The 26,689-nt window shown below is 65.5% G+C and carries 26 protein-coding genes; 19 read left to right on the forward strand and 7 right to left on the reverse strand.

Going from position 1 to position 26,689, the window contains the following annotated elements:
* Position 1: 1 nt before the first annotated feature.
* The 15 genes from AAHM40_RS12770 to AAHM40_RS12840 all read left to right on the forward strand — a co-directional run bounded on the left by AAHM40_RS12770 (position 2) and on the right by AAHM40_RS12840 (position 14,908).
* A complete protein-coding gene (locus AAHM40_RS12770) occupies positions 2–760 on the forward strand; it encodes an enoyl-CoA hydratase family protein (protein ID WP_342244970.1) in 759 nt (252 codons plus the stop codon).
* A 4-nt stretch (positions 761–764) separates the two neighbouring features.
* The gene (locus AAHM40_RS12775; protein ID WP_342244971.1) at positions 765–1,931 is read left to right on the forward strand and encodes an acyl-CoA dehydrogenase family protein; all 1,167 of its coding nucleotides are present in this window, start codon (positions 765–767) and stop codon (positions 1,929–1,931) included.
* A gap of 10 nt (positions 1,932–1,941) precedes the next feature.
* A complete protein-coding gene (locus AAHM40_RS12780; protein WP_342244972.1) occupies positions 1,942–2,994 on the forward strand; it encodes an acyl-CoA dehydrogenase family protein in 1,053 nt (350 codons plus the stop codon).
* Between the two features lie 37 nt (positions 2,995–3,031).
* Positions 3,032–4,180, forward strand: coding sequence for an acetyl-CoA C-acetyltransferase (locus tag AAHM40_RS12785; RefSeq protein WP_342244973.1), 1,149 nt, complete (start codon positions 3,032–3,034; stop codon positions 4,178–4,180).
* A 90-nt stretch (positions 4,181–4,270) separates the two neighbouring features.
* Entirely contained in the window at positions 4,271–5,146 is an 876-nt protein-coding gene (locus AAHM40_RS12790) for an SDR family oxidoreductase (protein ID WP_342244974.1), read from the forward strand.
* 422 nt (positions 5,147–5,568) lie between these two features.
* Complete coding sequence (locus tag AAHM40_RS12795) at positions 5,569–7,422, forward strand: PAAR domain-containing protein (protein ID WP_342244975.1); 1,854 nt, start codon at positions 5,569–5,571, stop codon at positions 7,420–7,422.
* A complete protein-coding gene (locus tag AAHM40_RS12800; protein ID WP_342244976.1) occupies positions 7,415–8,071 on the forward strand; it encodes a DUF2931 family protein in 657 nt (218 codons plus the stop codon). Before AAHM40_RS12795 ends, AAHM40_RS12800 begins: the two co-directional genes overlap by 8 nt.
* Before the next feature lie 87 nt (positions 8,072–8,158).
* Positions 8,159–8,815, forward strand: coding sequence for a DUF2931 family protein (locus AAHM40_RS12805; protein ID WP_342244977.1), 657 nt, complete (start codon positions 8,159–8,161; stop codon positions 8,813–8,815).
* A 392-nt stretch (positions 8,816–9,207) separates the two neighbouring features.
* On the forward strand, positions 9,208–10,365 hold the full coding sequence (locus AAHM40_RS12810; RefSeq protein ID WP_342244978.1) for an acyl-CoA dehydrogenase family protein: 1,158 nt from the start codon (positions 9,208–9,210) through the stop codon (positions 10,363–10,365).
* Complete coding sequence (locus AAHM40_RS12815; RefSeq protein WP_342244979.1) at positions 10,362–11,549, forward strand: acyl-CoA dehydrogenase family protein; 1,188 nt, start codon at positions 10,362–10,364, stop codon at positions 11,547–11,549. Before AAHM40_RS12810 ends, AAHM40_RS12815 begins: the two co-directional genes overlap by 4 nt.
* A 14-nt stretch (positions 11,550–11,563) precedes the next feature.
* On the forward strand, positions 11,564–12,346 hold the full coding sequence (locus tag AAHM40_RS12820) for an SDR family oxidoreductase (RefSeq protein WP_342244980.1): 783 nt from the start codon (positions 11,564–11,566) through the stop codon (positions 12,344–12,346).
* Between the two features lie 2 nt (positions 12,347–12,348).
* The gene (locus tag AAHM40_RS12825; protein WP_342244981.1) at positions 12,349–12,810 is read left to right on the forward strand and encodes a MaoC family dehydratase; all 462 of its coding nucleotides are present in this window, start codon (positions 12,349–12,351) and stop codon (positions 12,808–12,810) included.
* A 67-nt stretch (positions 12,811–12,877) separates the two neighbouring features.
* A complete protein-coding gene (locus tag AAHM40_RS12830) occupies positions 12,878–14,080 on the forward strand; it encodes an acetyl-CoA C-acyltransferase (RefSeq protein ID WP_342244982.1) in 1,203 nt (400 codons plus the stop codon).
* A 10-nt stretch (positions 14,081–14,090) separates the two neighbouring features.
* The gene (locus tag AAHM40_RS12835) at positions 14,091–14,480 is read left to right on the forward strand and encodes a nuclear transport factor 2 family protein (protein ID WP_342244983.1); all 390 of its coding nucleotides are present in this window, start codon (positions 14,091–14,093) and stop codon (positions 14,478–14,480) included.
* Positions 14,477–14,908: a nuclear transport factor 2 family protein gene (locus AAHM40_RS12840; RefSeq protein ID WP_342244984.1), complete on the forward strand. Its 432-nt coding sequence runs from the start codon at positions 14,477–14,479 to the stop codon at positions 14,906–14,908. Before AAHM40_RS12835 ends, AAHM40_RS12840 begins: the two co-directional genes overlap by 4 nt.
* 50 nt (positions 14,909–14,958) lie before the next feature.
* Here AAHM40_RS12840 and AAHM40_RS12845 read toward each other — a convergent pair whose 3' ends face one another.
* The gene (locus tag AAHM40_RS12845; RefSeq protein ID WP_342244985.1) at positions 14,959–15,732 is read right to left on the reverse strand and encodes an SDR family oxidoreductase; all 774 of its coding nucleotides are present in this window, start codon (positions 15,730–15,732) and stop codon (positions 14,959–14,961) included.
* Positions 15,733–16,067: 335 nt separating this feature from the next.
* On the opposite strand from AAHM40_RS12845, the gene AAHM40_RS12850 reads away from it, so the two are divergent.
* From AAHM40_RS12850 to dmpG, 4 genes are read left to right on the forward strand one after another with little or no spacing between them, the layout of a single operon-like run.
* Complete coding sequence (locus AAHM40_RS12850; RefSeq protein ID WP_342244986.1) at positions 16,068–16,895, forward strand: alpha/beta fold hydrolase; 828 nt, start codon at positions 16,068–16,070, stop codon at positions 16,893–16,895.
* Positions 16,892–17,683 (forward strand): fumarylacetoacetate hydrolase family protein, encoded by a 792-nt coding sequence (locus AAHM40_RS12855; protein ID WP_342244987.1) that lies wholly within the window; start codon positions 16,892–16,894, stop codon positions 17,681–17,683. The genes AAHM40_RS12850 and AAHM40_RS12855 overlap by 4 nt, the downstream gene beginning before the upstream one ends.
* Positions 17,684–17,699: 16 nt before the next feature.
* Positions 17,700–18,608, forward strand: coding sequence for an acetaldehyde dehydrogenase (acetylating) (locus AAHM40_RS12860; RefSeq protein WP_342244988.1), 909 nt, complete (start codon positions 17,700–17,702; stop codon positions 18,606–18,608).
* Between the two features lie 13 nt (positions 18,609–18,621).
* On the forward strand, positions 18,622–19,656 hold the full coding sequence (gene dmpG, locus AAHM40_RS12865) for a 4-hydroxy-2-oxovalerate aldolase (RefSeq protein WP_137822217.1): 1,035 nt from the start codon (positions 18,622–18,624) through the stop codon (positions 19,654–19,656).
* 144 nt (positions 19,657–19,800) lie between these two features.
* Here the strand turns inward: dmpG and AAHM40_RS12870 are convergent, their stop codons facing one another.
* From AAHM40_RS12870 to AAHM40_RS12895, 6 genes are read right to left on the reverse strand one after another with little or no spacing between them, the layout of a single operon-like run.
* Positions 19,801–20,847, reverse strand: a complete 1,047-nt coding sequence (locus tag AAHM40_RS12870; protein WP_342244989.1) for a protein-glutamate methylesterase/protein-glutamine glutaminase — start codon at positions 20,845–20,847, stop codon at positions 19,801–19,803.
* A gap of 4 nt (positions 20,848–20,851) precedes the next feature.
* Entirely contained in the window at positions 20,852–21,463 is a 612-nt protein-coding gene (locus AAHM40_RS12875) for a chemotaxis protein CheD (protein WP_342244990.1), read from the reverse strand.
* A complete protein-coding gene (locus tag AAHM40_RS12880) occupies positions 21,460–22,305 on the reverse strand; it encodes a CheR family methyltransferase (protein ID WP_342244991.1) in 846 nt (281 codons plus the stop codon). Before AAHM40_RS12880 ends, AAHM40_RS12875 begins: the two co-directional genes overlap by 4 nt.
* 49 nt (positions 22,306–22,354) lie before the next feature.
* Positions 22,355–24,361: a methyl-accepting chemotaxis protein gene (locus AAHM40_RS12885; RefSeq protein ID WP_342244992.1), complete on the reverse strand. Its 2,007-nt coding sequence runs from the start codon at positions 24,359–24,361 to the stop codon at positions 22,355–22,357.
* 18 nt (positions 24,362–24,379) lie between these two features.
* Positions 24,380–24,865 (reverse strand): chemotaxis protein CheW, encoded by a 486-nt coding sequence (locus AAHM40_RS12890; RefSeq protein WP_028628133.1) that lies wholly within the window; start codon positions 24,863–24,865, stop codon positions 24,380–24,382.
* On the reverse strand, positions 24,852–26,669 hold the full coding sequence (locus AAHM40_RS12895) for a chemotaxis protein CheA (RefSeq protein ID WP_342244993.1): 1,818 nt from the start codon (positions 26,667–26,669) through the stop codon (positions 24,852–24,854). The genes AAHM40_RS12890 and AAHM40_RS12895 overlap by 14 nt, the downstream gene beginning before the upstream one ends.
* Positions 26,670–26,689: the final 20 nt, after the last annotated feature.

Here is a 26,689-nt window from a genome sequence, read left to right on the forward strand (position 1 = left end):
GATGAGCAGTCCATTTCACGTGAGCATCGATAACGGCATTGCCGAGATGGTCTTCGACCATCCGCCGGTGAACGCCTTCGACAGTAAAGGCTGGGCGGCCATCGCCGCCGAACTCGAGCACCTGGGTGAGTCGCCCGAGGTTCGGGTCATCGTCATCCGCGCCGAGGGTCGTGGTTTCTGCGCGGGCGTGGACATCAAGGAACTGGCCGCCGACGGCAACCTGATAGTCGCGGTGAACAAGGGCAACTACGACAGCTTCAAGGCCGTCCACCGCAATCCCAAACCGGTGGTCATTGCCGTGCACGGTTTCGTCCTCGGCGGCGGCATCGGCCTCTGCGGGGCGGCGGACATCCTGGTCGCCTCCGACTGCGCGCGCTTCGGCGTGCCCGAGGTCGACCGCGGCGCCATGGGCGGCGGCGCGCATTTGCAGCGTCTGTTCCCGGTGCAGAAGGTGCGCCACATGTACTTCACCGGCGACATGATCGATGCCGCCGAGGCCTATCGCCTGGGCGCGGTTGAGCGCGTAGTGCCGCGTGCCGAATTGCGCGGGGCAGCCCTTGAGATCGCGCGCAAGATCGCCGCCAAGAGCCCGGCCATGATCGCCCTCGCCAAGGAGGCGCTGACCGGCATCGAGGACGGCAACCTCGAAGACAAGTACCGCTGGGAGCAGGGATTCACCCTGCAGGCCTACCGCTCGCTGGATTCCCAGGAAGCCCGCGATGCCTTCGTCGACAAGCGCACCGCCACCTTCAAGGGATGAGCTCATGGACCTGACCTACACACCTGAACAGAAGGCCTTCCGTGAGGAAGCCCGCGTCTGGCTGGCGGCCAACGTGCCAGCCGAGACGCTGCAATCCTTCGACTGCGAACAAGGCTTCCGCCAGCACCGTGCCTGGGAAGCGAAACTCAACGAAGGTCGCTGGGGCATGGTGACCTGGCCGAAGGAACTTGGCGGACGCGGCTGCGACCTGATCGAGTGGCTGATCTTCGAAGAGGAGTACTACCGCGCTGGCGCGCCGGCACGGGTGAACCAGAACGGCATCTTCCTGCTCGGCCCGACCCTGATGGAGTTCGGCACCGCCGCGCAGCGGGAGCGCTTCCTGCCGAAGATGGCCACGGGCGAAGAGATCTGGGCCCAGGGCTGGTCCGAGCCCAATGCCGGTTCGGACATGGCGGCCATCCGTTGCCGTGCCGAGCGCAAGGGCGATGTCTATGTGATCAATGGCCAGAAAACCTGGTCTACGCGCGCCGTCTGGGCAGACTGGCTGTTCGGCCTGTTCCGCAGCGACCCGCAGTCCAGCCGCCACCACGGCCTGACCTTCATCCTGCTGCCACTGAACAGCCCCGGCATTACCGTGCGACCCATCCAGCAGCTCAACGGCTTGCCGGGCTTCGCCGAAATCTTCTTCGACGACGTGGAAGTGCCTGTGGATAACGTCCTGGGCGGGGAGGGCATGGGCTGGCATGTGGCGATGTCCACCGCCGGCTTCGAGCGCGGTCTGATGCTGCGCTCGCCAGCGCGCTTCCAGGAAACCGCGCGGCGCCTGGTGCAACTCTACCTGGCCAACCGTGAACAGGCCGACCTGGACCCGGCGATCGGCGAAGCGGTGATGCGCGCCTGGATGGACGCCGAGGCCTACACCTTGAACACCTACATGACGGCGTCGCGGCTGGTGAAGGGCGGCAAGATCGGTCCGGAATCCTCCACCAACAAGATTTTCTGGTCCGAGCTGGACCAGCGCATGCACGAGACGGCGTTGTCGATCCTCGGACTGCGCGGCGAACTGCTGCCCCACGCGCCGGATGCCGGCGAAGTCGGCCACTGGCTGGACGGCTTCCTGTTCGCCCAGGCCGGGCCTATCTACGCCGGCACCAACGAGATCCAACGCAACATCATCGCCGAGCGCATGCTCGGCATGCCGCGAGCCTGAGGAGCGCGCCATGGACTTCACATTCAGCGACGACCAACTGCTGTTCCAGGACAACGTGCGTGCCTTTCTCACCAACGAAGTGATTCCGGAGCGCATCCGCGAACTCTGGCAAACCGGGAGCGGCCGCAGCGACGAACTCTGGGGCCAACTCACTGAACTCGGCCTCACCGCACTGACCGTGCCGGACGGGTTCGGTGGCCTGGGCATGAACGAGCTGGACTTCATCCTGCTGGCCCAGGAGTGCGGCTACGCCGGCCTGCCCGAGCCACTGGTGGACACCATGCTCATCGGCGTGCCCCTGCTCGCCGCACTGCCGAACCAGCTCGACCTGCAAGGCGAATGGCTGACCCGCATCGCCGAAGGCAAGGCCCGCCTTGCCGTGGGCGAGCCGGGCAACCCGCTGGTGGCCGATGCCCATGTGGCCGGGCTGTTGCTCCTGCCCCATGGGGACGAGGTACACGCCGTGCTGCCCGATCAGGTTCAGCTCACCCGCAATGAATCGGTGGACCCGAGCCGCCAGCTGTTCCGTGTCGATTGGACGCCGAGTCCGTCCACCTGTGTGGCAGGCGGCGAGCAGGGTAGGGCGCTGTGGGCCGCTGCGCGGAACCGTGGCGCCCTGGGCACCGCCGCCCAGTTGCTGGGCCTGGCCAAACGCATGGTGGACCTGGCGGTGGACTACAGCTTCGAGCGCAAGCAGTTCGGCAAGCCGGTGGGTTCCTTCCAGGCGGTGAAGCACCTGATGGCCAACGTCGCGGTGCAGATCGAGTTCGCCAAGGGGCCGCTGTACCGCGCTGCCTATACCGTCGCCCAAGGGCTTGCGGACCAGGACGTGCAGGTTTCCCACGCCCGTCTCGCCTGCGCCGAGGCCGCCCTGCTGGCGGCGAAGAACGCCATCCAGACCCATGGCGCCATGGGATACACCTGGGAGGTGGACCTGCAACTCTTCATGAAACGCGCCTGGGCCCTGGACAAGGTCTGGGGCGACCGTGGCTGGCACAAGGCACGGATTCGCCAGGCGCTGTTCGATGGTCACGTCCAGCCCGGGGCTGGCAATACCTTCTAGTCATTCGTCACTCCAATCCTGACCATTCGAGACTGCCATGCCCGAAGCCTACATAGTCGACGCCCTGCGCACCCCCACCGGCCGGCGCAAGGGTGGCCTGAGCCAGATCCATGCCGCTGACCTCGGCGCCCATGTGCTGCGCGAACTGGTCGCCCGTAACTCCATTCCCGATGTCGACTACGACGACGTGATCTTTGGTTGCGTCGACACCATCGGCCCGCTGGCCGGGGACATCGCCCGCACCTGCTGGCTGGCCGCCGGCCTTGACCAGGCCGTGCCCGGCACCACCATCGACCGCCAGTGCGGTTCGTCCCAGCAGGCGGTGCACTTTGCCGCCCAGGCCGTGATGAGCGGTACACAGGATGTGGTGATCGCCGGCGGCGTGCAGACCATGACGCAGATTCCCATCTCCTCGGCCATGACGGCCGCCGAGCCGCTGGGTTTCACCGATCCCTTCTCCGGCTCCGAAGGCTGGGTGAAGCGTTATGGCAAGGTGCCGCCGACCCAGTTCCGCGCCGCGCAGATGATCGCCGAAAAGTGGGGCCTGAGCCGCGAGGCCCTGGAGGCCTACGCCCTGGAGTCCCACCGCCGCGCCCTGCGCGCCATCGAGCAGGGCCGCTTTGCTCGAGAGATCGTGCCGCTGGCCGGTGTCGAGCACGACGAAACCCCGCGCCAGACCAGTCTCGACAAAATGGCCGAACTGGAAACCCTGTTCGGCTGCGACCGTGTCACGGCCGCCGTTTCCAGCCAGACCTGCGACGGCGCCAGTGCGCTGCTGGTGGTCTCCGAGGCGGCGCTCAAGCGCTACAACCTCACGCCCCGCGCGCGCATCCACCACATCAGCGTGCGTGCCGACGACCCCGTGTGGATGCTCACCGCGCCCATCCCGGCCACCGAGTACGCGCTGAAGCGTGCCGGCATGAAGCTGGACGACATCGATCGGGTGGAGATCAACGAAGCCTTCGCCTCGGTGGCCATGGCCTGGCTCAAGGAGACTGGCTACCCGCATGAGCGCACCAACGTCAACGGTGGCGCCATCGCCCTCGGCCATCCCCTGGGCGCCACCGGCACCCGGCTGATGTGCACCCTGCTGCACGAACTGGAGCGCAGTGGCGGCCGCTACGGCCTGCAGACCATGTGCGAAGGCGGTGGCCAGGCGAACGTGACCATCATCGAGCGCCTCTAGAACCACTGCACGGACAAACCCCCTCTCCCTCTGGGAGAGGGCTGGGGTGAGGGCAGCCAACCCCCACACGAACTCACCGGAGAATTCCCCATGCCAATCTGCCAATCCCGCTCCGTCATCATCACCGGCGCCGGCGGCGGGCTGGGCCGTGCTTATGCACTGGCCTTCGCCGCCGAAGGCGCCAAGGTACTGGTCAACGATATCAACCTACCCGCCGCCGAAGCGGTGGTCGCCGAGATCCGCTCTAACGGCGGCCAGGCTATCGCCAACAACGGCGACATCACCCAATACGCCGCTGCCGGTGAAATCGTCCGCCAGGCCATCGAAGCTTTCGGCGACCTCCATGTGCTGGTGAACAACGCCGGCATCTGCCGCGACCGGATGTTCGCGAGCCTCACCGAAGCCGACTGGGATGCGGTAATGGCCGTGCACCTGAAGGGCCATTTCTGCCTGGCCAGCCATGCGGTGAAGCACTGGCGTGAGCAGGCCAAGGGCGGCGTGGAGGTGAAGGCGCGGATCATCAACACCAGCTCCGGTGCCGGCTTGCAGGGCTCCATCGGTCAGTCCAACTATGCCGCTGCCAAGGGCGGTATCGCCTCCCTGACGCTGGTGCAGGCCGCCGAACTGGCGCGCTACGGCATTACCGCCAACGCCCTGGCCCCGGCCGCGCGCACCGGCATGACCGAAGACGTATTCGCCGAGGTGATGAAGAGGCCCGAGGACGGCTTCGACTACTTCGCCCCGGAAAACGTCGCGCCCCTGGTGGTCTGGCTGGGCTCCGAAGCCTCACAGGCTGTCACTGGCCGCATGTTCGAAGTGGAAGGCGGCAAACTCTCCATCGCCGACGGCTGGCGCCGCGGCCCCGAGTTTGACAAGGGCGCTCGCTTCCAACCGGAGGAACTGGGCGCCGTGATCGAACAACTGCTGATCGAAGCCGTACCGGCGCAGAAGGTTTACGGCAGCTAACCCACACGACCGTAGGGTGTGCCGCGCGCACCGCGTGGCCATACCCGTACGGCGTACCCTACCGCCATCCCCGAATTCCATCCGGGCTACATTCCTCGTGAAGCGAATTCATTCGCCAAGGGCAACTCGTTGCCCCTATGCCGGCGCGCGGCTCTTCCGTAGGAGCGAGCTCTGCTCGCGAACAACCCCCGCACCAAACTTCCCCAACGCTGTAGGGGCGAACTCATTCGCCAAGAGCAACTCTGTATTCCACCCGTTGCTTCCGACCCCGCCTTCATTGCGTTCAGACGTCTCCTATTTACCCACCGCACGCCAGCCACTGAGCCTTTGGCTAGGCACCTCGCTCACCCCTGAGCCGGTGCCTCCATCGTCAACGAAACAGGGCTCTATCTGCGTTGGGCACCTGGTAGAGGGAGAACTCAGTGGCTACTGGTTATTTCATTCGTCTGGGGGACAAGACCACCTGCGGTGGCACCGTGCTGGAAGCAGATACCCGCGTCATGATGTTCGGCATCGCCCATGCTCGCCAGGGGGATCGGGTCTCCTGCGGCAAGGACGGAAAGGTCTACCGGATCATCGGCGGAGTCTCGTTCATCTCCAGCCACGGGGCCCCGGTGGCGGGCACACTGGATAGCCTCAGCGGCTGCCCGTGCAGGGCCAAGTTGCTGCCATCGTTGTTCAGCGCCACCTACCAATCGGATCGCGGTGAAGCCAAGGCCAAGGCAAGGCCCGCTCCAGCCCCCGCCGTGGCAACGGCGCCGCTTGCCGCGACACCCTCGAGCGCCGCTCCCAAGCCCACCGTGAACAACCTGCTGGAAGAGGAGGAAGAAGAGGAGGAGCTGGAAGAGACGGGCATCGTGCTGCGCCTGGGCCTGTTCTTCGACGGCACCGGCAACAACCAGGCCAATAGCGAGGCGGCGGCGGGCTGTTGGGCCTCCGATGTAGGCCTGACGTCGGAAGCCGCCGAGGATGTTCGTCAGCGCTGTGCGGCCCTCGGTTATGACGGCAAGGGCAACACGCCGGACAACAGCTACGGCAACGATGTCAGCAATGTCGCGCGTCTCTACGCTCTCTATCCGGACGACACGCTCATGCAACTGCCGCCTGGCGCCGAAGAGGCCTATCTCAAGGTTTATCTCGAAGGCATCGGCACCCACAGCGGTCTGGGCGATTCTCTCTACAGCCAGGGCACTGGCCAGGGCGAGACCGGCGTGGTAGCGCGAGTCGAACAGATGCCGGCTCTGTTCATGGAGCAATTGCGTCGATTCAGAACTTCGAATTCCCACGTCAAGATCCGTCGGATCGAGATCGACCTGTTCGGCTTTAGCCGAGGTGCGGCGGCGGCACGGCATTGCGCGAACGACCTGCTCAAGGGGCGGAACAGTCTGCTGGCCCGGGCGCTGCCCGCCGGCTCCCCCTTTCTGGCTACCGGGTTCGCCTGGCGCCATCGCAGTGACGTCATCCTCAACTTCATAGGGCTGTTCGACACCGTGCCCGGCATCGTCTCGCTGGGTAGCTTCGATTTCAGCCCGCACAATGCTGACAACCCCGGACTCGACCTGCGGCTCGCCCCTGGCGCGGCCCACCAGGTGATCCACCTGGTTGCCGCTGATGAGTATCGCCACAACTTCTCCCTGGTCGAAGCCGAAGAGAACATCGTGCTTCCGGGCTCCCATTCGGATATCGGTGGCGGCTACCTGCCTCTGGCCAGGGAGAAGCTGCTGTTGAGCAAGCCGGACAGCAGCCTCGAAATCGACCGGCTCGCCAACGAGCGCAGTGCGGCCTTCTTCCGTACCCGGCAGCGCTTCAACCAGGAGGCGCGCCGCTGGCTGGCCTATGTACCACCCGAGGGGCTCGACATCGTCACCTGGTCGGTGCAGACCCGCCACCGTGCACGGGACACCCAGGCAGAAAAGCGCGTATACGCCGCCATCTCCAGCGAGCGTGACGTGCGAGGCGAACTGTCGCTGGTGTACCTGCGTATCATGCGTGAATGGGCGGTGCGTGCCGGCGTTGCATTTAGAGCGGTACCCCACACTCAGGCATTCGCTTTGCCCAGCGAGCTGCAACCCATCGCTGCCAAATTGCAGGCCTTTGCCCTGCGGGAAACGTTCACCCCGCTCACTGGCGAGGAAATCGCCTTGCTGCGCCGCCGCTACATCCATCTCTCGGCGAACTGGAATGCCACCAAGGGCTGGAACAACAGCGCGTTGAACGTCGTGTTTGTCAACCGTCCGGCCGAGGGTATGCAGCGCAAGGAGCACCCCAATGAATAGGTTCAAGGCGATGCTGTCACTGGGGTTGATGCTCTGGTTGGCAGGCTGTGCCAACGGCGCCCACCGGTTGCCCTACGACTCCTGGCGACTGGGTTTCGGTACCCCCAACTACATGGACGTGTGGATCGAGACCGCTGACGCGGTGGATGTACAAAACCGGGTCTTTCGCCGCGCCATGGACGGGATTGCCTCGACCCAGCGTCCGAAGAACCTCAAACGCGATCCACGCGGGTGGCCAAAGGAGCCAGGAGCTGGCGCGGGCAAGCAGGTGCTGGGTGCCGACCTGCCACGGTTGATCTACGTGCGCTGGCAGTCGTTGGCCGAGCCCCAGACCTATGAGGCTTACATCGTCATCCCCGAGGCCGCCCGGCAGGCGATGGTGAAGGGGGAGAAGGCGTTCTGCCTGGCCGACGCTAAGTGGATTACCGACTATCGCAAGATGCTCACGATTGGCCTTGCCCCGGGCGGCATTGCCAGGGTCTGGCTCATGGGACCGTGCCTGTCAGCACTCGACGTGGCACGGGTACAGGGCACGGTGGTGAAACAAGGACCGGATGGAGGTCGGAGCGGCGGCCGGTATGCCTTGCCATTGGAACCTGCATCCAAGACCTACATCGAGAAGCACGGGATTCCCTATGGCTCGTGGTAAGCGCCCGCTAACACCAATGCGGCAGCGCGCTGGAGGCGGTGTTCATCAACCGCCCCGCCGAAGACCGGCGGCGAGTGGAGCCCCCCAATGAGTAAGCTCAGGGCCATGCTGCTTTTGGGGCTGCTGTTCTGGTTGGCCGGCTGTGCCAATGGTGCTCACCAGCTGCCTTACGACTCCTGGCGGCTGGGCTTGTTCGCGCCCAACTACATGGAAGTGTGGATCGAGACCGCCGATGCGGTGGACGTGCAGGACCGCGTCTTTCGCCGTGCCATGAGCGGGATCGCCGCGATCAATACCCCGAAAGACCTCAAGGGTAATCCTCGCGGTTGGCCGGAGCGGCCTGGGGCTGGTGCAGGCAAGCAGGTACTGGGTGCCGACCTGCCACGGTTGATCTACGTGCGCTGGCAGTCGTTGGCCGAGCCCCAGACCTATGAGGCTTACATCGTCATCCCCGAGGCCGCCCGGCAGGCGATGGTGAAGGGGGAGAAGGCGTTCTGCCTGGCCGACGCTAAGTGGATTACCGACTATCGCAAGATGCTCACGATTGGCCTTGCCCCGGGCGGCATTGCCAGGGTCTGGCTCATGGGACCGTGCCTGTCAGCACTCGACGTGGCACGGGTACAGGGCACGGTGGTGAAACAAGGACCGGATGGAGGTCGGAGCGGCGGCCGGTATGCCTTGCCATTGGAACCTGCATCCAAGACCTACATCGAGAAGCACGGGATTCCCTATGGCTCGTGGTAAGAGCCCCTCAAGACAAGGACGAATCATGAAAAGGCTGATTGTCTGGATCACACTTTTAGTGCTCGAGGAGGAAAAGGGGACAGATCTTGGGACAGATCTATTTTTCCTACTCTAATGCCTTCTTCTGGCCGCGAACCACCACCGCGACTATCCCAACAGATCCATCCAGTCCCTCTCCACGTACTTCACTGAATGCCCCGCCCCGGGGCATATCCCTTGCGCAGGCCATCAGCATGTCATCACCTGCCTGATCCCGTGTTGGGTTTCGCTGCGCTCTACCCAACCTACATGTTGACGCCCACACCTTCCCCGTCGTCCATCCGGACGATTCCCCGCCCGGCGCAAGTCGCCAGACTCCTTGCCAGCCCCAAGAATCACAAAAAGGCAGCCTTATGGAATTCGCGTTCAGCGATGAGCAGGAGATGATCCGCGAGTCCGCCGAGAGCTTTCTCGCGGACGTTTCCGATTCCGCCGCGGTGCGAGCGGCCATGGCCACCGAGCTGGGGCATGACCCCGAGCTCTGGAAGCGCCTATGCAACGAGATGGTCTGGCCGGCCATCCACATCCCCGAACAATACGGCGGCCTCGGACTGGGTTTCGTCGAGCTGGCCATCCTGCTTGAGCAAATGGGTCGCCGGCTGTTCTGTTCGCCCTTCTTCGCCAGTGCCTGCCTGGCCACCCCGGCGTTGTTGCTGGGCGGCAGTGAGGAACAGAAAGCCTGTTGGCTGCCGCAGCTGGCCGATGGCAGCCTGACCGCCACCCTGGCCTTCGCCAGCAATAACCGCAACGGCCTGGATGCAGTGCAGGCGAGCTACCGCGTCGAGGGTAGTGGCTTCGTCATCGATGGCTGCCTGCGCCAGGTGGTGGACGGCCACAGCGCCGGCCTGCTGATCGTCGCCGCGCGCGGCAGGCAGGGCATCGGCCTGTTCGCTGTCCCCGCCGAGACGCCCGGCGTCCACCGCCGCTTCACCCCGACCCTTGACCAGACCCGCAAGCTGGCCGAGGTTGAGTTCAGCCAGGTGTACCTACCGGCCGAGGCCCACCTGGGCGAGCCGGGGCAGGGCGGTGAACTGCTGGAGCAGGTCCTGCAACTGGCCTGCGTGGCCCTGGCTGCCGAGCAGGTCGGCGGTGCCCAGCAGGCCTTGGACCTGACCCTCGCCTACACCGCCGAGCGCCAGCAGTTCGGTCGCGCCATCGCCAGCTTCCAGGCCATCAAGCACCGCGCCGCCGACATGATGCTGGAAGTGGAATGCGCACGCTCGGCGGTCCTCTACGCCGCCTGCGTGGCCGAGGAAACCCTGGCGCCGAATGGCGACAAGGGCGTCGCCGCCGAGCTGCCCCTGGCCGCTGCCCTGGCCAAGTCGCGTTGTTCGGAAGCCTTCTTCCACTGCGCGGCGGAGTCCATCCAGTTGCATGGCGGCGTCGGCTTCACCTGGGAGTACGACCCGCACCTTTACTTTAAGCGCGCCCGGGCCAGTGAAGCCCTGTTCGGCGCGCCGTCCTGGCACCGGGAGCGCATTGCCGCGGCCCTTCTGGGGGAGATCGTATGAAGATCAGTTTCAGTGAGGCGGATGAGGTCTTCCGCCGTGACGTGGCCGGCTGGCTTGCCGACAACCTCCGCGGTGAGTTCGAAGTCCTGCGCTTTCGCGGTGGCCCGGGTGATGAGCACAGCTTTCCCGAAGCGCGCAAAGCCTGGGAGCGCAAGCTGGCCGAAGGCGGCTGGACCTGCGTGGGCTGGGCGCCGGAGCATGGCGGGCGCGGCCTGTCGATCAGCCAGCAGGTGATCTTCCACGAGGAGTACGCCCGTGCCGGCGGACCGGGCCGCATGGGGCACATCGGCGAAGGCCTGGCCGGGCCCACCATCGCCGCCTTCGGCACCGATGAACAGCAACGCCGCCTGCTGCCGGGCATCGTCGCCGGCACCGAGTTCTGGTGCCAGGGTTACTCGGAGCCGGGGGCCGGCTCCGACCTTGCAAACGTGAAGACCCGGGCGGTGCTGGAGAACGGCCAGTGGCGCATCAGCGGCCAGAAGGTCTGGACCTCCCTGGCGCACGAATCCGAATGGTGCTTCGTCATCGCCCGCACCGAGCCGGGCAGCGTCGGGCACCAGGGCCTGTCCTTCCTGCTGGTGCCGATGCACCAGTCGGGCGTTACGGTGCGGCCCATCGAGCAGCTCACCGGCACCTCGGAATTCAACGAGGTGTTCTTCGACGAGGCCGTCACCGACGCCTGTAACATCCTCGGCGCCCCGGGCGATGGCTGGAAGATCGCCATGGCCCTGCTGGGCTTCGAGCGCGGCGTCTCCACCCTTGGCCAGCAGATGCTGTTCCAGAACGAACTGGAGGAAATCATCCGCATTGCCCGCGCCAACGGCGCCGCCCGCGACCCGCTGCTGCGCCAGCGCATCGCCGACGCCTGGAGCGGACTGCGTATCCTGCGCTACAACTCCTTGCGCATGCTCTCCGGCGCCCAGGACGGCTCGCTGCGCCGCGAGGCGATGATCTACAAACTGTGCTGGTCCAATTGGCACGTGGCCCTGGGCAAGCTGGCCATGGACGTGCTCGGCCCAGACGCCGAACTGCTGGAGGGCGGCCCCTACCAGTTGGGGCGCCTGCAATCGATGTTCCTCTTCAGCCGCTCCGACACCATTTACGGCGGCACCAACGAAATCCAACGCAACATCATCGCCGAACGCGCGCTGGGCATGCCCCGCGAGCCGCGTGTGCGCGCCTGATCCGAGGACCTTGCATGAGTACTCCCACCTACGTTCCCGGCCATGGCCTGCTGCGCGGCAAGTCGGTGCTGATCACCGCCGCCGCGGGGGCCGGTATTGGTTTTTCCGCCGCCCTGCGCGCTGCCGAGGAAGGCTGCCGGGCGCTGATGATCAGCGACATCCATGAGGGCCGCCTGCAGGAAGCGGCACTGAAGATCCGCGAGGCCACCGGGCTGGACCGGGTCTACACCCGAGAATGCAACGTCACGTCCGAGGAGCAGGTGCAGGCCCTGGTGGCTGCCGCCGAACGCGATCTGGGCGGCGTCGACGTACTGATCAACAACGCCGGCCTGGGCGGTTCGCGGTTGTTGGTCGAGATGAGCGACGAGGAGTGGAACCGCGTCCTCGACGTGACCCTCACCGGCACCATGCGCATGACCCGCGCCATGCTGCCGACGATGATTGCCCGGCAACGCGGGGTGATCGTCAACAACGCCTCCGTGCTCGGCTGGCGTGCCCAGAAGGAGCAGAGCCACTATGCCGCGGCGAAGGCCGGCGTCATGGCGTTGACTCGTTGCGCAGCGGTGGAAGCGGCGGAGCACGGCATCCGCATCAACGCGGTGAGCCCGAGCATCGCCCTGCACGATTTCCTGAAGAAGTCCGCGCCCAAGGAGCTGCTGGACCAGCTCGCCTCTCGCGAAGCCTTTGGCCGTGCCGCGGAAGTCTGGGAAGTGGCCAACGTGATGATGTTCCTGGCCAGTGACTACAGCTCCTACATGACCGGCGAAGTGTTGTCGGTTTCCAGCCAGAGGGCCTGAGCATGGCAACGATCTTCGACACCCCGGTGGCCCTGCTGGAACGCGTTGGCGAACAGCTGGGCCACAGCGACTGGCTGAGTGTGGAGCAGTCGCGCATCGACCAGTTCGCCGAAGCCACCGGCGACCACCAATGGATCCACGTCGACCCGGCGCGCGCCGCCGTTGGCCCCTTCGGTGCGTGCATCGCCCACGGCTACCTGACCCTCGCCCTGGTCAACCTGTTCCTGCCGCAGATAGTCGAGGTGCGCGGCATTGCCATGGGGGTGAACTACGGCTGCGAGAAGGTCCGCTTCCCCAATGTGGTCCGCGCCGGCAGCCGTGTGCGCGGCAGTGCGCAACTCATCGCCGCCGAAGAAGTGAAGGGCGGCATCCAGGCCGCCATCCGCGTCAGCGTGGAAATCGAGGGCGAAGACCGCCCCGGTTGCGTGGTGGACACCATCAGTCGGTATTACCCGGCAGGTTGAGGCTTGCCTTCCTTGTAGGCGCGAATGAATTCGCCCCTACAGGACATTGAAGAATCTGGAGTCAGCGATGAAAGAAGCCGTAATCGTATCCACCGCCCGCACCCCCATCGGCAAGGCCTTCCGCGGTGCCTTCAACGACACCGAGGCGCCGCTGATGGGCGGCCATGTGGTGCGCGAGGCGCTGCGCCGTGCGGGCGTCGAGCCGGGCGAAGTGGACGATGTGATCATGGGCGCCGCCGCCCAGCAGGGCACCCAGGCCTACAACCTCGGTCGCCTCTGTGCGACCGCCGCCGGACTGCCGGCCAGCGTGTCCGGCATGGCCGTGGAGCGCCAGTGCTCCTCGGGGCTGATGAGCATCGCCCTGGCCGCCAAGAGCATCATGTGCGATGAAATTGACATCGCCGTCGCCGGTGGCCTGGAGTCCATCTCGCTGGTACAGAACAAGCACAAGAACAGCTACCGCAACCAGTCTGAGGCGGTGCTGGCGCAGGACCCACGTGCCTATATCCCGATGATCGAGACGGCGGAAATCGTTGCCGAGCGTTATGGCATTTCCCGTGAGGCGCAGGACGAGTACAGCTACCAGAGCCAGATGCGCACCGTCCTGGCCCAGGGCGCCGGCCGGTTCGACGCCGAACTGGCGCCGCTGGCTGTGCGCAAGCTGGTGATGGACAAAGCGACCGGCGATAGCCGCCACGAAACCGTGACCTTGGTCCGCGACGAGTGCAATCGCGCGGACACCACCCGCGAAAGCCTGAGCGCCCTGGAACCGGTCTGGCAGGGCGGGCAGTGGACCGGTGCCGGGCGCTTCATCACCGCCGGCAACGCCTCGCAACTTTCCGATGGCGCCAGTGCCTCGGTGCTGATGAGCGCGCAACAGGCCGAACGCCGTGGCCTGGAGCCCCTGGGCTTCTACCGTGGCCTGGCGGTGGCCGGTTGCGATGCCGACGAAATGGGCATCGGTCCGGTCTTCGCTATTCCCAAGCTGCTCAAGCGCCACGGCCTTTCCATGGACCACATCGGTCTGTGGGAGCTGAACGAGGCCTTCGCCTGCCAGGTCATCCACTGCCGCGACACCCTGGGGATTCCGGACGAGCGTCTGAACGTCAACGGCGGCGCCATCGCCATCGGCCACCCCTTCGGCATGTCCGGCGCACGCATGGTTGGACATGCGCTGATCGAGGGCAGGCGCCGGGGTCTGCGTTATGTGGTGGTGAGCATGTGCATTGGCGGCGGCATGGGTGCCGCCGCCCTGTTTGAAGTGGCGTGAGGAAAATCCAATGATCAGTCCGCAGCAGGTACAGGAAATCATGGCTCGCTACGTCGAGCTGGTGGATGTCTGTGATATCGACGGCATCATCGCGCTCTATGCCGTCGATGCCACGGTGGAAGACCCGGTGGGCAGCCCGCCCCATGTGGGCATCGAGGCCATCGACCGCTTCTACCGCGAGGGACTGGGGCGCGCCAACGCCCGGGCCCGCCGCACCGGTCCGGTATCGGCCAGTCATGCCGGCAGCGGCGCGGTTCCCTTCTGCGTTGACCTGGACTGGAACGGCCGCGCCTGTTCCATCCAGGTAATCGACGTGATGGAGTTCGACGCCGACGGCCTGATCTGCTCCATGAAGGCCTACTGGGGAGAAACGAACCTGGTCGAGAGGGACGCGCCATGAGCATCGAGCAACGCATTGCCCGGCTGGAGGCGCTGGCCGCCATCAGCCAACTCAAGCACCGCTACTTCAATGCCTGCGACCTCAAGGAGGTGGAGGCGATCCGTGACTGTTTCGCCGAGGGCGAGATCACCATCGACTATGGTCCGGTGGGTACTTTCCAGGAGCGTGACAGCTTCGTCGCGCTCTACCAATCGATGGCCTGCAACGAGCGGGTGATCGACCTTCACCATGGCGCTAACCCGGAGATCGAACTGGTCGCCGAGGATGAGGCCGAGGCGCGCTGGGCGCTCTACTACTTCAACCTCGACGCCGAGACCGGCGCCACGCGGCAACTGGGTGGGGTCTACCAGGATCGTTATCGTTGCATCGATGGACGCTGGAAGATCGTCGAGACGGTGTTCAGGGCGCATTCGATGGTGGAGCGTTAAGGCTGTTGGGCTTCGCTTGGCTCAGCGAAACGAAGCCCAACGACTCGTCGTCAGTTCACCCCCGCCTGCTGCAGAAACACCGGCTTCTCCCCGCCACCGTGCACGCAGATATCCACTCCGCTCACATACCCCGCCATCGGTGATGCCAGGTACAGGCAGGCATCGCCAATGTCCTCGGGGCTGGCCATGCGCTGCAACGGAATCCCCGCCGCCACCCGCGCAACGCCTTCGACATCGCCGTAATGCAATTCGGCCTGCTCGGTAAGGATCAGGCCGGCGGTCACCGCATTCACACGCACCTTTGGTGCCCATTCCACGGCGAGCGAGCGGGTCAGGTTGAGCAGCCCCGCCTTGGCCGCGCCATAGGCGGCGGTGCCGGGGGAGGGGCGGACGGCGCTGACGCTGCAAATGTTGATGATGGCGCCGCCTTCGGGCTGGCGCTGCATCACCCGGTTGGCCAGCTGGCAGAGGTTGAGCGGGGCCAGCAGGTTCAGGCGGATGATCGACTCGGAGAAACGCGGCGAAGCCGTGGCGGCATCCGCATGGGGGGCGCCGCCAGCATTGTTGACCAGCACGTCCAGGCGCCCGCAGCGCTCGACAATGGCATCCACCAGGCCTTGCAGCTGATCCATGTCGCGCACGTCGCAGGGCAGGAACAGCGCCTGGCGGCCGTCATGGGCCGGTAGGTCGTCAGGGGCGTTGCGGCCACAGATCACCACCTGCGCCCCCTGTTCGAGGAAGCGCTGGCTGATACCGCGCCCCACACCCTTGCCGCCACCGGTCACCAGTACCACCTTGCCGCTGAAATCCATCGGGTCGCCCATGGCTGCCTCGCTTGTCGGTTCTCGATGGGGAGAGGCTAGGGGGTGCGCGCGCAGGCGCCCACGTCCGAGAGGACTAGCTGACCGATATCCGCAGGGACGAAACCTTCCTGTCGGGGCGATTTCAACCTGTAGGGGCGAATTCATTCGCCAAGCAGGCCGAAGGTCTGCCCTTCGAGGCCCCAGGGGGCAGCTGCGCTGCCCTTGGCGAATAAATTCGCCCCTACAAAAAGCAGTCGCCCATGCAGGACCCCGGACAGCTGCTAGTCCTCTCGGACGATGTTGGCGCGATGGCCCGCCCGAATAATCCCGGCAAACAACAAGCCGAGGAGAGTCCCATGGGCGCGCTACCGCAAGGGCGTTTCGTCACGCTGCCGGATGGCCTGCGACTGCACTACATCGAAGCGGGCGAGGGCGAGCCGGTGGTGTTCATCCACGGCAGTGGCCCTGGCGCCAGCGGCCATAGCAACTTCAAGCAGAACTACCCGGTATTCGCCAGCTTCGGCTACCGCGCCATCGTCCCGGACCTCCCGGGTTACGGCGCTTCCGACAAGCCGGAAACCACCTACAGCCTGGACTTCTTCGTCACCGCCCTGACCGGCCTACTGGACGCCCTGGACATTCAGCGCTGCGTGCTGGTGGGCAACTCCCTGGGGGGCGCCATCGCCATCAAGCTGGCGCTGGAGGCGCCCAAGCGAGTCAGTCGCCTGGTGCTGATGGCACCCGGCGGGTTGATGGAGAAGGAGCAGTACTACCTGCAAATGGAAGGCATCCAGAAAATGGGCGCGGCCTTCGCCAATGGCGAGCTGAACGATGCAGACGGCATGCGTCGCCTGCTCGGTCTGCAGCTCTACGATGCGTCGCTGATCAGCGACGAGACCGTCAACGAGCGGGTCGCCGTGGTGCAGCAGCAGCCTCGCTGCGTGCTCAGCACCATGCAGGTGCCGAACATGGCGGCACGCCTTTCCGAGCTGTCCTGCCCGATCCTCGGTTTCTGGGGTATGAACGACAAGTTCTGCCCATCCTCCGGTGCCCAGACCATGCTCGAGGCCTGTCGCAACATTCGTTTCGTGATGCTCAGCGAATGCGGCCACTGGGTGATGGTGGAGCACCGCGAACTGTTCAACCGTACCTGCCTGGACTTTCTCGCGGAGGGCCGGCCATGAGCGACGCACTGCACCGCCAATACGGCGAAGAGCTCTACCAGGCCCTGCAAGGCGGGCGCACGCTGGAGCCCCTGACCCACCGCTGGCCGGCGATCACCATCGACGACGCCTACCGGATTTCCCTGCACGCCATCGAGCGCCGGGTGGCGGCGGGCGATGCCATCGTCGGAAAGAAGATCGGCGTCACCTCTGCCGCCGTGCAGCGGATGCTCGATGTGCACCAGCCAGACTTCGGCTTCATCACCCGGGATATGTGGTTCGACCATGGCGCGGAGATTTCCCTGTCCGCCAACCGCCTGATCCAGCCGCGCGCCGAAGGCGAAATCGCCTTCAAGCTAAAGCGTGACCTCAAGGGGCCGGGCGTGACCGAGCAGGACGTGCTGGACGCCACCGAATGCGTGATGCCCTGTTTCGAGATCGTCGACTCGCGCATCCACGACTGGAACATCCGCATCCAGGACACCGTCGCCGACAACGCTTCCTGCGGGGTCTTCGTCCTCGGTCGCGAGCAGGTGGACCCGCGTGAGCTGGACCTGCCCAACCTGCGCATGACCGTATTCAAGAACGGTGCACAGGTCAGCGAGGGGCTGGGCTCGGCAGTACAGGGCAACCCACTCACGGCGGTAGCCTGGCTGGCCAACACCCTGGGTGAGCTGGGCATCCCCTTCCTGGCCGGCGAGATCATTCTCTCCGGCTCGCTGGTACCACTGGAGCCAGCGCGAGCTGGTGACCGATTCGAACTGACCATCGACGGCCTGGGCAGTGCCCGGTTGTCCTTCTGTGCCTGACTCCGGGGGAGTGGTGATGAGCAAGAAACTCAAGGCGGCCATTATCGGGCCGGGCAATATCGGTACCGACCTGCTGATCAAGATGCGTCGGTCGGAATGGATCGAACCGGTGTGGATGGTGGGCGTGGACCCGACCTCGGAGGGGCTCAAGCGCGCCGCCGAGTTCGGCCTGAAAACCACCGCCGAGGGTGTCGACGGCCTGCTGCCGCACGTGCTGGACGACGACATCCGTATTGCCTTCGACGCCACCTCGGCCTATGTGCATGCCGAGAACAGCCGCAAGCTCAATGAGCTGGGCGTGATCATGATCGATCTCACCCCAGCGGCCATCGGCCCGTATTGCGTGCCGCCGGTCAACCTCAAGGAGCACGCCGAGAAGCTGGCGCTCAACGTCAACATGGTCACCTGCGGCGGCCAGGCCACCATTCCCATGGTGGCGGCGGTGTCCCGCGTGCAGCCCGTGGAATATGGCGAAATCGTCGCCACGGTATCGTCCCGCTCGGTGGGGCCGGGTACCCGGCAGAACATCGACGAATTCACCCGCACCACCGCCGGTGCCGTGGAGATAATCGGCGGCGCCAGACGCGGCAAGGCCATCATCGTCATCAACCCGGCCGAGCCGCCCCTGATGATGCGCGACACCATCCATTGCCTGACCGAAGGCGAGCCTAACCAGGCGGAAATCCGCACCTCGGTGCTGCACATGGTCAAGGAAGTGCAGCGCTATGTGCCGGGCTACAAGTTGATCAACGGCCCGGTGTTCGACGGCCGCAAGGTGTCGATCTTCATCGAGGTCGAAGGCCTGGGCGACTTCCTGCCCAAGTCCGCCGGCAACCTGGACATCATGACCGCCGCCGGCCTGCGCACCGCCGAGATGTTCGCCGAAGAAGCCCACAAGGGCGCCCTGCAACTGCCCGTCCGTTGAGTGGAGATACCCCATGAACCTGCAAGGTAAGCACGTGCGCCTGCACGACATGAGCCTGCGCGACGGCATGCATGCCAAGCGCCATCAGATCAGCCTGGACGAGATGGTCGCCGTGGCCACCGGCCTCGATGCAGCCGGCGTGCCGCTGATCGAGATCACCCATGGCGATGGCCTGGGCGGATCGTCGTTGAACTACGGCTTTCCGGCGCACAGCGACGAGGAATACTTCGATGCGGTGATTCCCAAGCTCAAGCAGGCGAAGGTTTCCGCGCTGCTGCTGCCGGGCATCGGCACCGTCGACCACCTGAAAATGGCCCATGATCTCGGCGTTTCCACCATCCGCGTCGCCACCCACTGCACCGAGGCGGACGTCTCCGGCCAGCACATTGGCATGGCCGCGAAGATGGGCCTGGACACCGTCGGCTTCCTGATGATGGCGCACATGGTCAGTGCCGAAAAACTGCTGGAGCAGGCGAAGCTGATGGAGAGCTACGGCGCCAACTGCATCTACTGCACCGACTCGGCGGGCTACATGCTGCCCGATGAAGTGACTGAGAAGATCGCCGTGTTGCGTAACGGGCTGAATGCCGGCACCGAAGTCGGTTTCCACGGCCACCACAACATGGGCATGGCCATCGCCAACTCCCTGGCCGCCATCGAGGCGGGTGCCGCGCGCATCGACGGCTCGGTTGCGGGCCTGGGTGCCGGTGCCGGCAACACCCCGCTGGAGGTGTTCGTGGCGGTGCTCGAGCGCATGGGCGTGGCTACCGGCATCGACCTCTACAAGATCATGGACGTGGCCGAGGATCTGGTGGTGCCGATGATGGACCAGCCGATCCGCGTCGACCGCGATGCCCTGACCCTGGGTTATGCCGGGGTTTACAGCTCCTTCCTGCTGTTCGCCAAGCGCGCCGAGAAGAAGTACGGCATCCAGGCCCGCGAATTGCTGGTGGAACTGGGCCGTCGCGGGACGGTGGGCGGGCAGGAAGACATGATCGAAGACCTGGCGTTGACCCTGTCGCGCCAGCGCGAGGTGTTGCCGACCTGAGGTCTGGCAGTGAGCAGCGTTTCGCTTCCCTCACCCCAACCCTCTCCCTGAGGGAGAGGGAGCACTCTGTGTGGAGTCTGGGCCGCGAGTCACCCCTCGCCCGCCGGGAGAGGGGCCGGGGGGAGTCTGGCCTCGCGCGACTACTCACACCCGATTTCCACTCCCCCTTCTCCGCGCCTGCGCCAGCAGTGCCGGTGCGATCTCCTCCAGCGGCAGCACCTCTTCCGCCGCACCGATTTCCGCAGCTTCCCGGGGCATGCCATACACGACGCAGCTGGCCTCATCCTGGGCCAGGGTGTAGCCGCCGGACTCGCGGATTTCCAACAGGCCACGGGCGCCGTCCTTGCCCATGCCGGTGAGCAGGGCGGCGATCAGGTTGCGGCCGGCGCAGCGGGCGGCGCTGTTGAACATCACATCCACGGCCGGACGGTGGCCGTTGACCGGCGGTGCGTCCGACAGTCGCGCGACATAGTTGGCGCCGGAGCGGGTCACTTCCATGTGCAGGCCGCCAGGGGCGAGGAGGGCGGTGCCAGGGAGGATTCGGTCGCCGTCGCGGGCTTCGCTGACGCTGATGCGGCAGAGCTTGTCCAGGCGCGCGGCGAAGGAGCGGGTGAAGCCCGCGGGCATGTGCTGGGTGATGACCACACCGGGGCTGTCCGCCGGCAGGCCCAGCAGCACGTCCTTGATGGCCTCGGTGCCGCCGGTGGAGGCGCCGATGGCGATCAGTTTTTCGGTGCCGATGATGGGCAGGCCGCGCTCTGCCGGACGTTCCGCGGCAATTCGGCGGATCATCCGCGCGCGCGCGGCCACCTTTAGCTTGGCGCGAATCTCTTCGGCATAGGCCTGCATCCCGTCGGCGATGCCCAACTTCGGCTTGGCGACGAAGTCGATGGCGCCCAGTTCCAGGGCCCGCAGGGTGGCTTCGGAACCGCGCTCGGTGAGGGAGGAAATCATCACCACGGGCGTCGGCCGGCCCTTCATCAGTTTGTCGAGGAAGGTCAGGCCGTCCATGCGCGGCATTTCGACGTCCAGGGTGATGACGTCCGGCGCGTGCTGCTTGATCAGGTCGCGGGCCACATAGGCGTCGGGCGCCACGCCCACCAGTTGCAGTTCGTGGTCGGCACGGACGATCTCGCTGAGCAGGCTGCGGATGAGCGCCGAGTCATCCACCACCAGTACCTTGATGGGCACGTGTTCACTCCTTGAACAGGTCGTAGGGCCCCAGCGCCTCCCCGCGCTTGAGGTAGAGGATGTACTCCAGCTCGCGCTGCAGGATGGTGTCGTTGTGCAGGCACTTGAGCTTCTTCACCAGCACCTTGCCGCTGGATGGGAATACGTAAACCTTGCGCGCCTCGGCGCCCATCACGTCCTCGGCCAGCAGGGGAATGCCTTCGGTATCCAGGTAGCTGTGGACGAACTCCACGGTGCGCAGGGTGGTGTCGACCCGCAGCAGGTCGTTGGGCAGGTTGCCGGCGCCGAAGACCTTGGCTTCCAACTGGTGGCGGCGGGCGCCCTGACGCAGCAGCTCTTCGCTGAGCTGCTCCATGATGCGCACGCCGTGATGCGTCGACGCGCTTGCCAGGCCGCTGCCGGGGCCGGGCTCGGGCAGCAGGAACTGGTTCATGCCGCCGATGCCGCGCTGGCTGTCGAACAGGCAGACCGCCACACAGCTGCCAAGCACCGAGACCAGCACCTGGTCTTCAGTGGTGGCGTAGTACTCGCCGGGCAGTAGCTTGACGGCCGGCAACTGGTGGTCCGGGTCGAAATAGCGGGTGGCGGCGATGGCGCCTGCGGTTTCACCTTTCATGTCGGGACTCCCGGCACGGGCTGGTAGACGGTGCGGCTGACCAGCTTCACCACATGGTTGGCCTGCACGAAGCTTTCCGAATGACCGGCGAAGAACAGGCCGTCGGACCTGAGCAGGCGCACCATGCGTTCCAGCAGGCGCACCTGGGTGGGCTTATCGAAATAGATCATCACGTTGCGACAGAAGATGGCGTCCAGCCCGCCGCTGAGGTGCCAGTCGGCATCCAGCAGGTTGATGCGGCGAAACTCCACCATCTGCCGCAGCTCCGGCACGACGCGCGCCAGGCCAGCGTTGGCGCCGGTGCCGCGCTGGAAATAGCGCTTCTTCAATGCCGGGTCCAACTGCTCGATGCGTTCCAGCGGGTAGACGCCACGGCGCGCGATTTCCAGCACGCCGGTGTCGATGTCGGAGGCAATGATCTGCAGGCGCAGGGCCCGCTCGCCCAGGGCCTGGTGCAGGGCGATGGCCATGGAGTAGGGCTCTTCCCCGGTGCTGGAGGCGGCTGACCAGAAACGCATGGCCTGGCCTCGGTGCTGGTGTTCGCGCGCCAGGGTGGTGAGCTGGTCGAAGTGGTGGCGTTCGCGGAAGAACGCGGTGATGTTGGTGGTCAGCGCGTTGATGAAGGGTTGCCATTCCTCGGGATGCTGGTCGAGGTAGGCGAGGTAGCTGGAAAAGTTGCGCAGTTCCAGTTGGCGCAGGCGACGTGTCAGTCGGCTGTAGACCATCTGCTGCTTGCTGGTGGCCAGGCTGATGCCCGCGCGGCGATAGAGCCGCTCGCGCACCTGCTCGAAGTCGTGATCGTTGTAGCCGAACTCGTGTTCGCCAAGTACCAGCGCGTTCATCGCTTCACCTCGAAAGCCCCGGCGCAAGCGCCGGGGTTATGGCCTGGGACTAGAATTCTTCCCATTCCTCTTCCTTGCTTCGCCCAACGCGGCCGGCCGTGCGCTGCGGCCTCGCGGGCGACTTGTGCCGAGTGGCTCCGCGAGCCGCGGCGGGCTGACCGGCATGGGCTGGGTCCAGTTTGAACACCGCCACCGACTGGGCCATCAGCCCGGCCTGTTCCTGCAGGGCTTCGGCGGCCGCGGCGGCCTCTTCCACCAGGGCGGCGTTCTGCTGGGTCATCTCGTCCATCTGGTTGACCGCGCCGTTGACCTCCTCGATGCCCCGGCTCTGCTCGGCGGATGCGGCGGCGATCTCCGCCATGATGTCGGTGACTCGCTTGATGGCGATCACGATGTCGCTCATGGTCTGGCCCGCCTGGGCCACCAGGGTGTTGCCGTTCTCCACCTTGCTCACCGAGTCGGAAATCAGCGTCTTGATCTCCTTGGCTGCCGCCGCCGAGCGTTGTGCCAGGGTGCGTACCTCGGCCGCCACCACGGCGAAACCGCGGCCCTGCTCACCGGCGCGGGCGGCTTCCACCGCAGCGTTGAGGGCGAGGATGTTGGTCTGGAAGGCGATGCCGTCGATGACCCCGATGATGTCGGCGATTTTTCGCGCCGACTCGTTGATGGCGGTCATGGTGCTGACCACCCTCTGCACCACGTTGCCGCCTTCGGTGGCTACTTCCGAGGCGTTTACCGCCAGGGAGTTGGCCTGGCGTGCGTTCTCGGCGTTGAGTTTCACCGTGCTGGTCAGTTCCTCCATGCTGGAGGCGGTTTCTTCCAGGCTGGAAGCCTGTTGCTCGGTGCGGGTGGACAGCTCGGCGTTGCCGCTGGAGATTTCTCCGGCGGCGGTGTTGATGGTGTCGGCGGCTTCGCGGATCTGCCCGAGCATGCGCGACAGGCTCTGCGCGGTTTCGTTGGAGTAGTCCTTGAGTTCGCCGAACGTGCCCTGGTAGTCGGCGTCGATGCTCTGCGAAAGATCACCCTTGGCCAGGGCGCCGAGCATCCGCGAGACGTCCTTGAGGCCCTTGTCGGCGGTGTCTACCAACTGATTGAGGCCGGTCGCCAGGTTGAGGATGAAGCCAGTCTTGCCCTCTTCGTTGATGCGTTTGGAGAAGTCGCCATTGGCGGCGGCACCAACCAGCCCGGCCACTTCGCGCTCGACGTTCACTTCCAGGGTGCGGTCGGCCCATTCCACCACCGAGCCGAGACGCTCGCCGGTGTCGCTGATGACCGGGTTGGCGACCAGGCCAAAGGTGCGTCCGCCAACCTCGATCTGCGCACGGAAGGTGCTGGTGAAGGTGGCGAGCAGGCGCTTCTGGTGTTCGGGGTTCTTGTGGAACTGGTCGATCGAACCGCCCAGCAACTTGCTCACCGAGAAGCCAGGCAAGGCCTTGCGCAGGTCGGCCTCGGCGTTCTGCAGCATGCTGGTGACCGTCTTGTTCATGTAAATGATGTTGCGCTCGCCGTCGGCGATCATCACGTTGGTGCTGCAGTTGTCCAGGGCGCTCTTGATACGGATGTTCTCGCTGGCGGCCTGGGCAGCGCTGCGCAACTGGTCGCGGACCTTGTCGATGGCCTGGGTGATCTGCGCCTTCTTGCCGGGCAGGCGGTCCATATCCTGGCTGAAGTCGCCATCACCATAGGCGGTGACCACGCGCACCACTTGCATCTTCACCGCGATATGGGCGGCCACCAGATCATTGACGCCTTTGGCGATGCGCGCCTGGGTGCCGCTGAACTGTTCCACCGGGATGACTTCGTCGATCCAGCCGTCGCTATGCTGACGGGTCATTTCCACCAGGGCCTTGTCCAGCGCCTCGGTCTGGGTGGTTTCCGTCTGTTGCTGGCGGAGGCCTTTCTGCAGGCGGGCGAGGCTGTCGTAGACCGGGGCCCAGATCGGGTCATCGCCGGCGCCGATCGATTGGTCGAGGTTCCCGTCGGCCAGGCCTTGGATCAGGCCGGCCAGGTGCTGCGCGCGAAGCTGTGCTTGTGCTTTTCCGTTGAACAGACCCATGGATTATCCCCTTGCGTGTCAGGCTGCGGCTGCTTCGACCAGGGCCATTTCGCGGCTGGTCATCAGCTTCTCGATATCCACCAGGATCAACATCCGCTCGGCCGCGGTGGCAAGGCCCAGCAGGTATTCCGTATCGAAACTGGCGCCGAACTCCGGCGGTGGCTTGATCTCCTCACCCGACAGGGCGATCACGTCGGACACTGAATCCACCACCACGCCGACGATGCGCCGGCCGATGTTGAGGATGATCACCACGGTGAACGGGTCGTAGGTGACGTCGGCCAGGTTGAACTTGATCCGCAGGTCGACGATGGGAACGATGGCGCCGCGCAGATTGATCACGCCCTTGATGAAGGCCGGGCTGTTGGCGATGGCGGTCACTTGGTCATAGCCGCGAATTTCCTGCACCCGGAGTATGTCGATGGCGTACTCCTCGCGGCCGAGGGTGAAGGTCAGGTACTCCTGGGCCGGCTGTCCGGCCTGTTCCGCACTAGGTGAGTTCATGCAGCACCGCTCCTTGTTGTAGGGCCAGGCCCGGCAGGGCGTCGACATCCAGGATCAGGGCGACGCTGCCGTCGCCCATGATGGTGGCGCCGGCGATGCCTTCGATCCGGCGGAAGTTCTGTTCCAGACTCTTGATCACCACCTGCTGCTGGCCCACCAGGTCATCCACCAGCAGGGCGAAGGGGCGCCCGTCGGCTTCGAGGATGACCACGATGGACTGCTCGGCCGGCAGCGGCGGGGTGGATTCGCCCAGCAGGTCGTGCAGCGAGAGCAGCGGCAGGTACTCGCCACGCACGCGGATCACCGCGCCTTCCTGGCCCCCCAGGCCACGGATGTCCGCCGCCTTGGGCTGCAGCGATTCGACGATGTAGGTCAGCGGAATCACGTAGTGGGTGCGCGCCACGGCGACGATCAGGCCGTCGAGGATGGCCAGCGTCAGCGGCAGGCGGATGCTGATGCGGGTGCCCAGGCCCGCGGCCGAGTCGATGTCGATACGCCCGCCCATGGCCTGGATGTTGCGCTTGACCACGTCCATGCCGACGCCGCGCCCGGAGAGGTCGGTGACCACTTCGGCGGTGGAGAAGCCGGGCATGAAGATCAATGACCAGACCTCGGCGTCGCTCATGCCCTCATGCACCGCCAGGTTCTTCTCGCGGGCCTTGGCGAGGATGCGCTCACGGTCCAGGCCACGGCCGTCATCGCTGATCTGGACGACGATGCTGCCGCCCTGGTGGAAGGCCCCCAGGCGCACGGTACCGCTGGCCGGCTTGCCGGCGGCCAGACGCGCCTCGGGCAACTCGATACCGTGGTCGATGCTGTTGCGCACGATGTGGGTGAGCGGGTCGCTGAGGCGCTCGATCACGCCCTTGTCCAGCTCGGTGTGCTCCCCCTGCAGCACCAGCTCAACCTGCTTGCCGAGCCGCGCCGAGGTGTCGCGCACCAGGCGCGGGAAGCGGCTGAAGATGAAGCTGATGGGCAACATGCGGATCGACATCACCGATTCCTGCAGGTCGCGGGTGTTGTGCTCCAGTTGCGCCAGGGCCTGGTGAATACGTTCGTGGACGCTCGGGTCCAGCGCGCCGCCGAGCTGGCCGAGCATGGCCTGGGTGATGACCAGCTCGCCTACCAGGTTGATCAGGCTGTCGATCTTCTCGACGCTGACGCGGATGGAGCTGGATTCGCCTTCAGCGGCTGCCGGTTTGCTGGTGGCCGGCATTGCCGCTGGTACTGGCTTGGGCGGTTCAGCGGCGACCTGGACCGGCGCGCCGGGGGCGTCATCGAAGAAACCGAATTCGCTGGATTCGGCCTGGGCGGGCGTACCGGGCGCATCGTCGAAGAAGCCGAAGTCGTCGCCGGCGTCCACCTCCGGCACTTCATCGAAGAAGCCGAAGCTCGCCTCTTCACGGGCAGCCGGTGCGGCCTCCAGCAACTCGCGCAGGCGGGCGACTGTCTCTGCCACCGGCACACTCGGGTCCGGGCGCTGCTGGCGATGGGCGTCCAGCAGGCGCATCAGCACATCACGGGCCTGCAGGAAGAGGTCGACCATCTCGCCGTGCAGGGCAATCTGTCCGCTGCGAATGCGGTCGAGCAGGGTTTCTAGCTCGTGGGTCACGGCGGTCAGGTCATCGAAACCGAACATGCCGGCCGAGCCCTTGATGGAGTGGGCGGCGCGGAAGATGCCGTTGAGCGCTTCCGCGTCAGGCTGCTGCAGGTCGAGACCGAGCAGCAGCAGTTCGAGGCTGGCCAGGTGCTCTTCGGTTTCCTCGAAGAACACCTGGAGGAATTGATTCATCCCGTCGCTCATGGGAAGCGCCTTGTGCAGGG

Source organism: Pseudomonas sp. OTU5201, assembly GCF_038440135.1.
GTDB classification, from domain to species: Bacteria; Pseudomonadota; Gammaproteobacteria; order Pseudomonadales; family Pseudomonadaceae; genus Metapseudomonas; species Metapseudomonas resinovorans.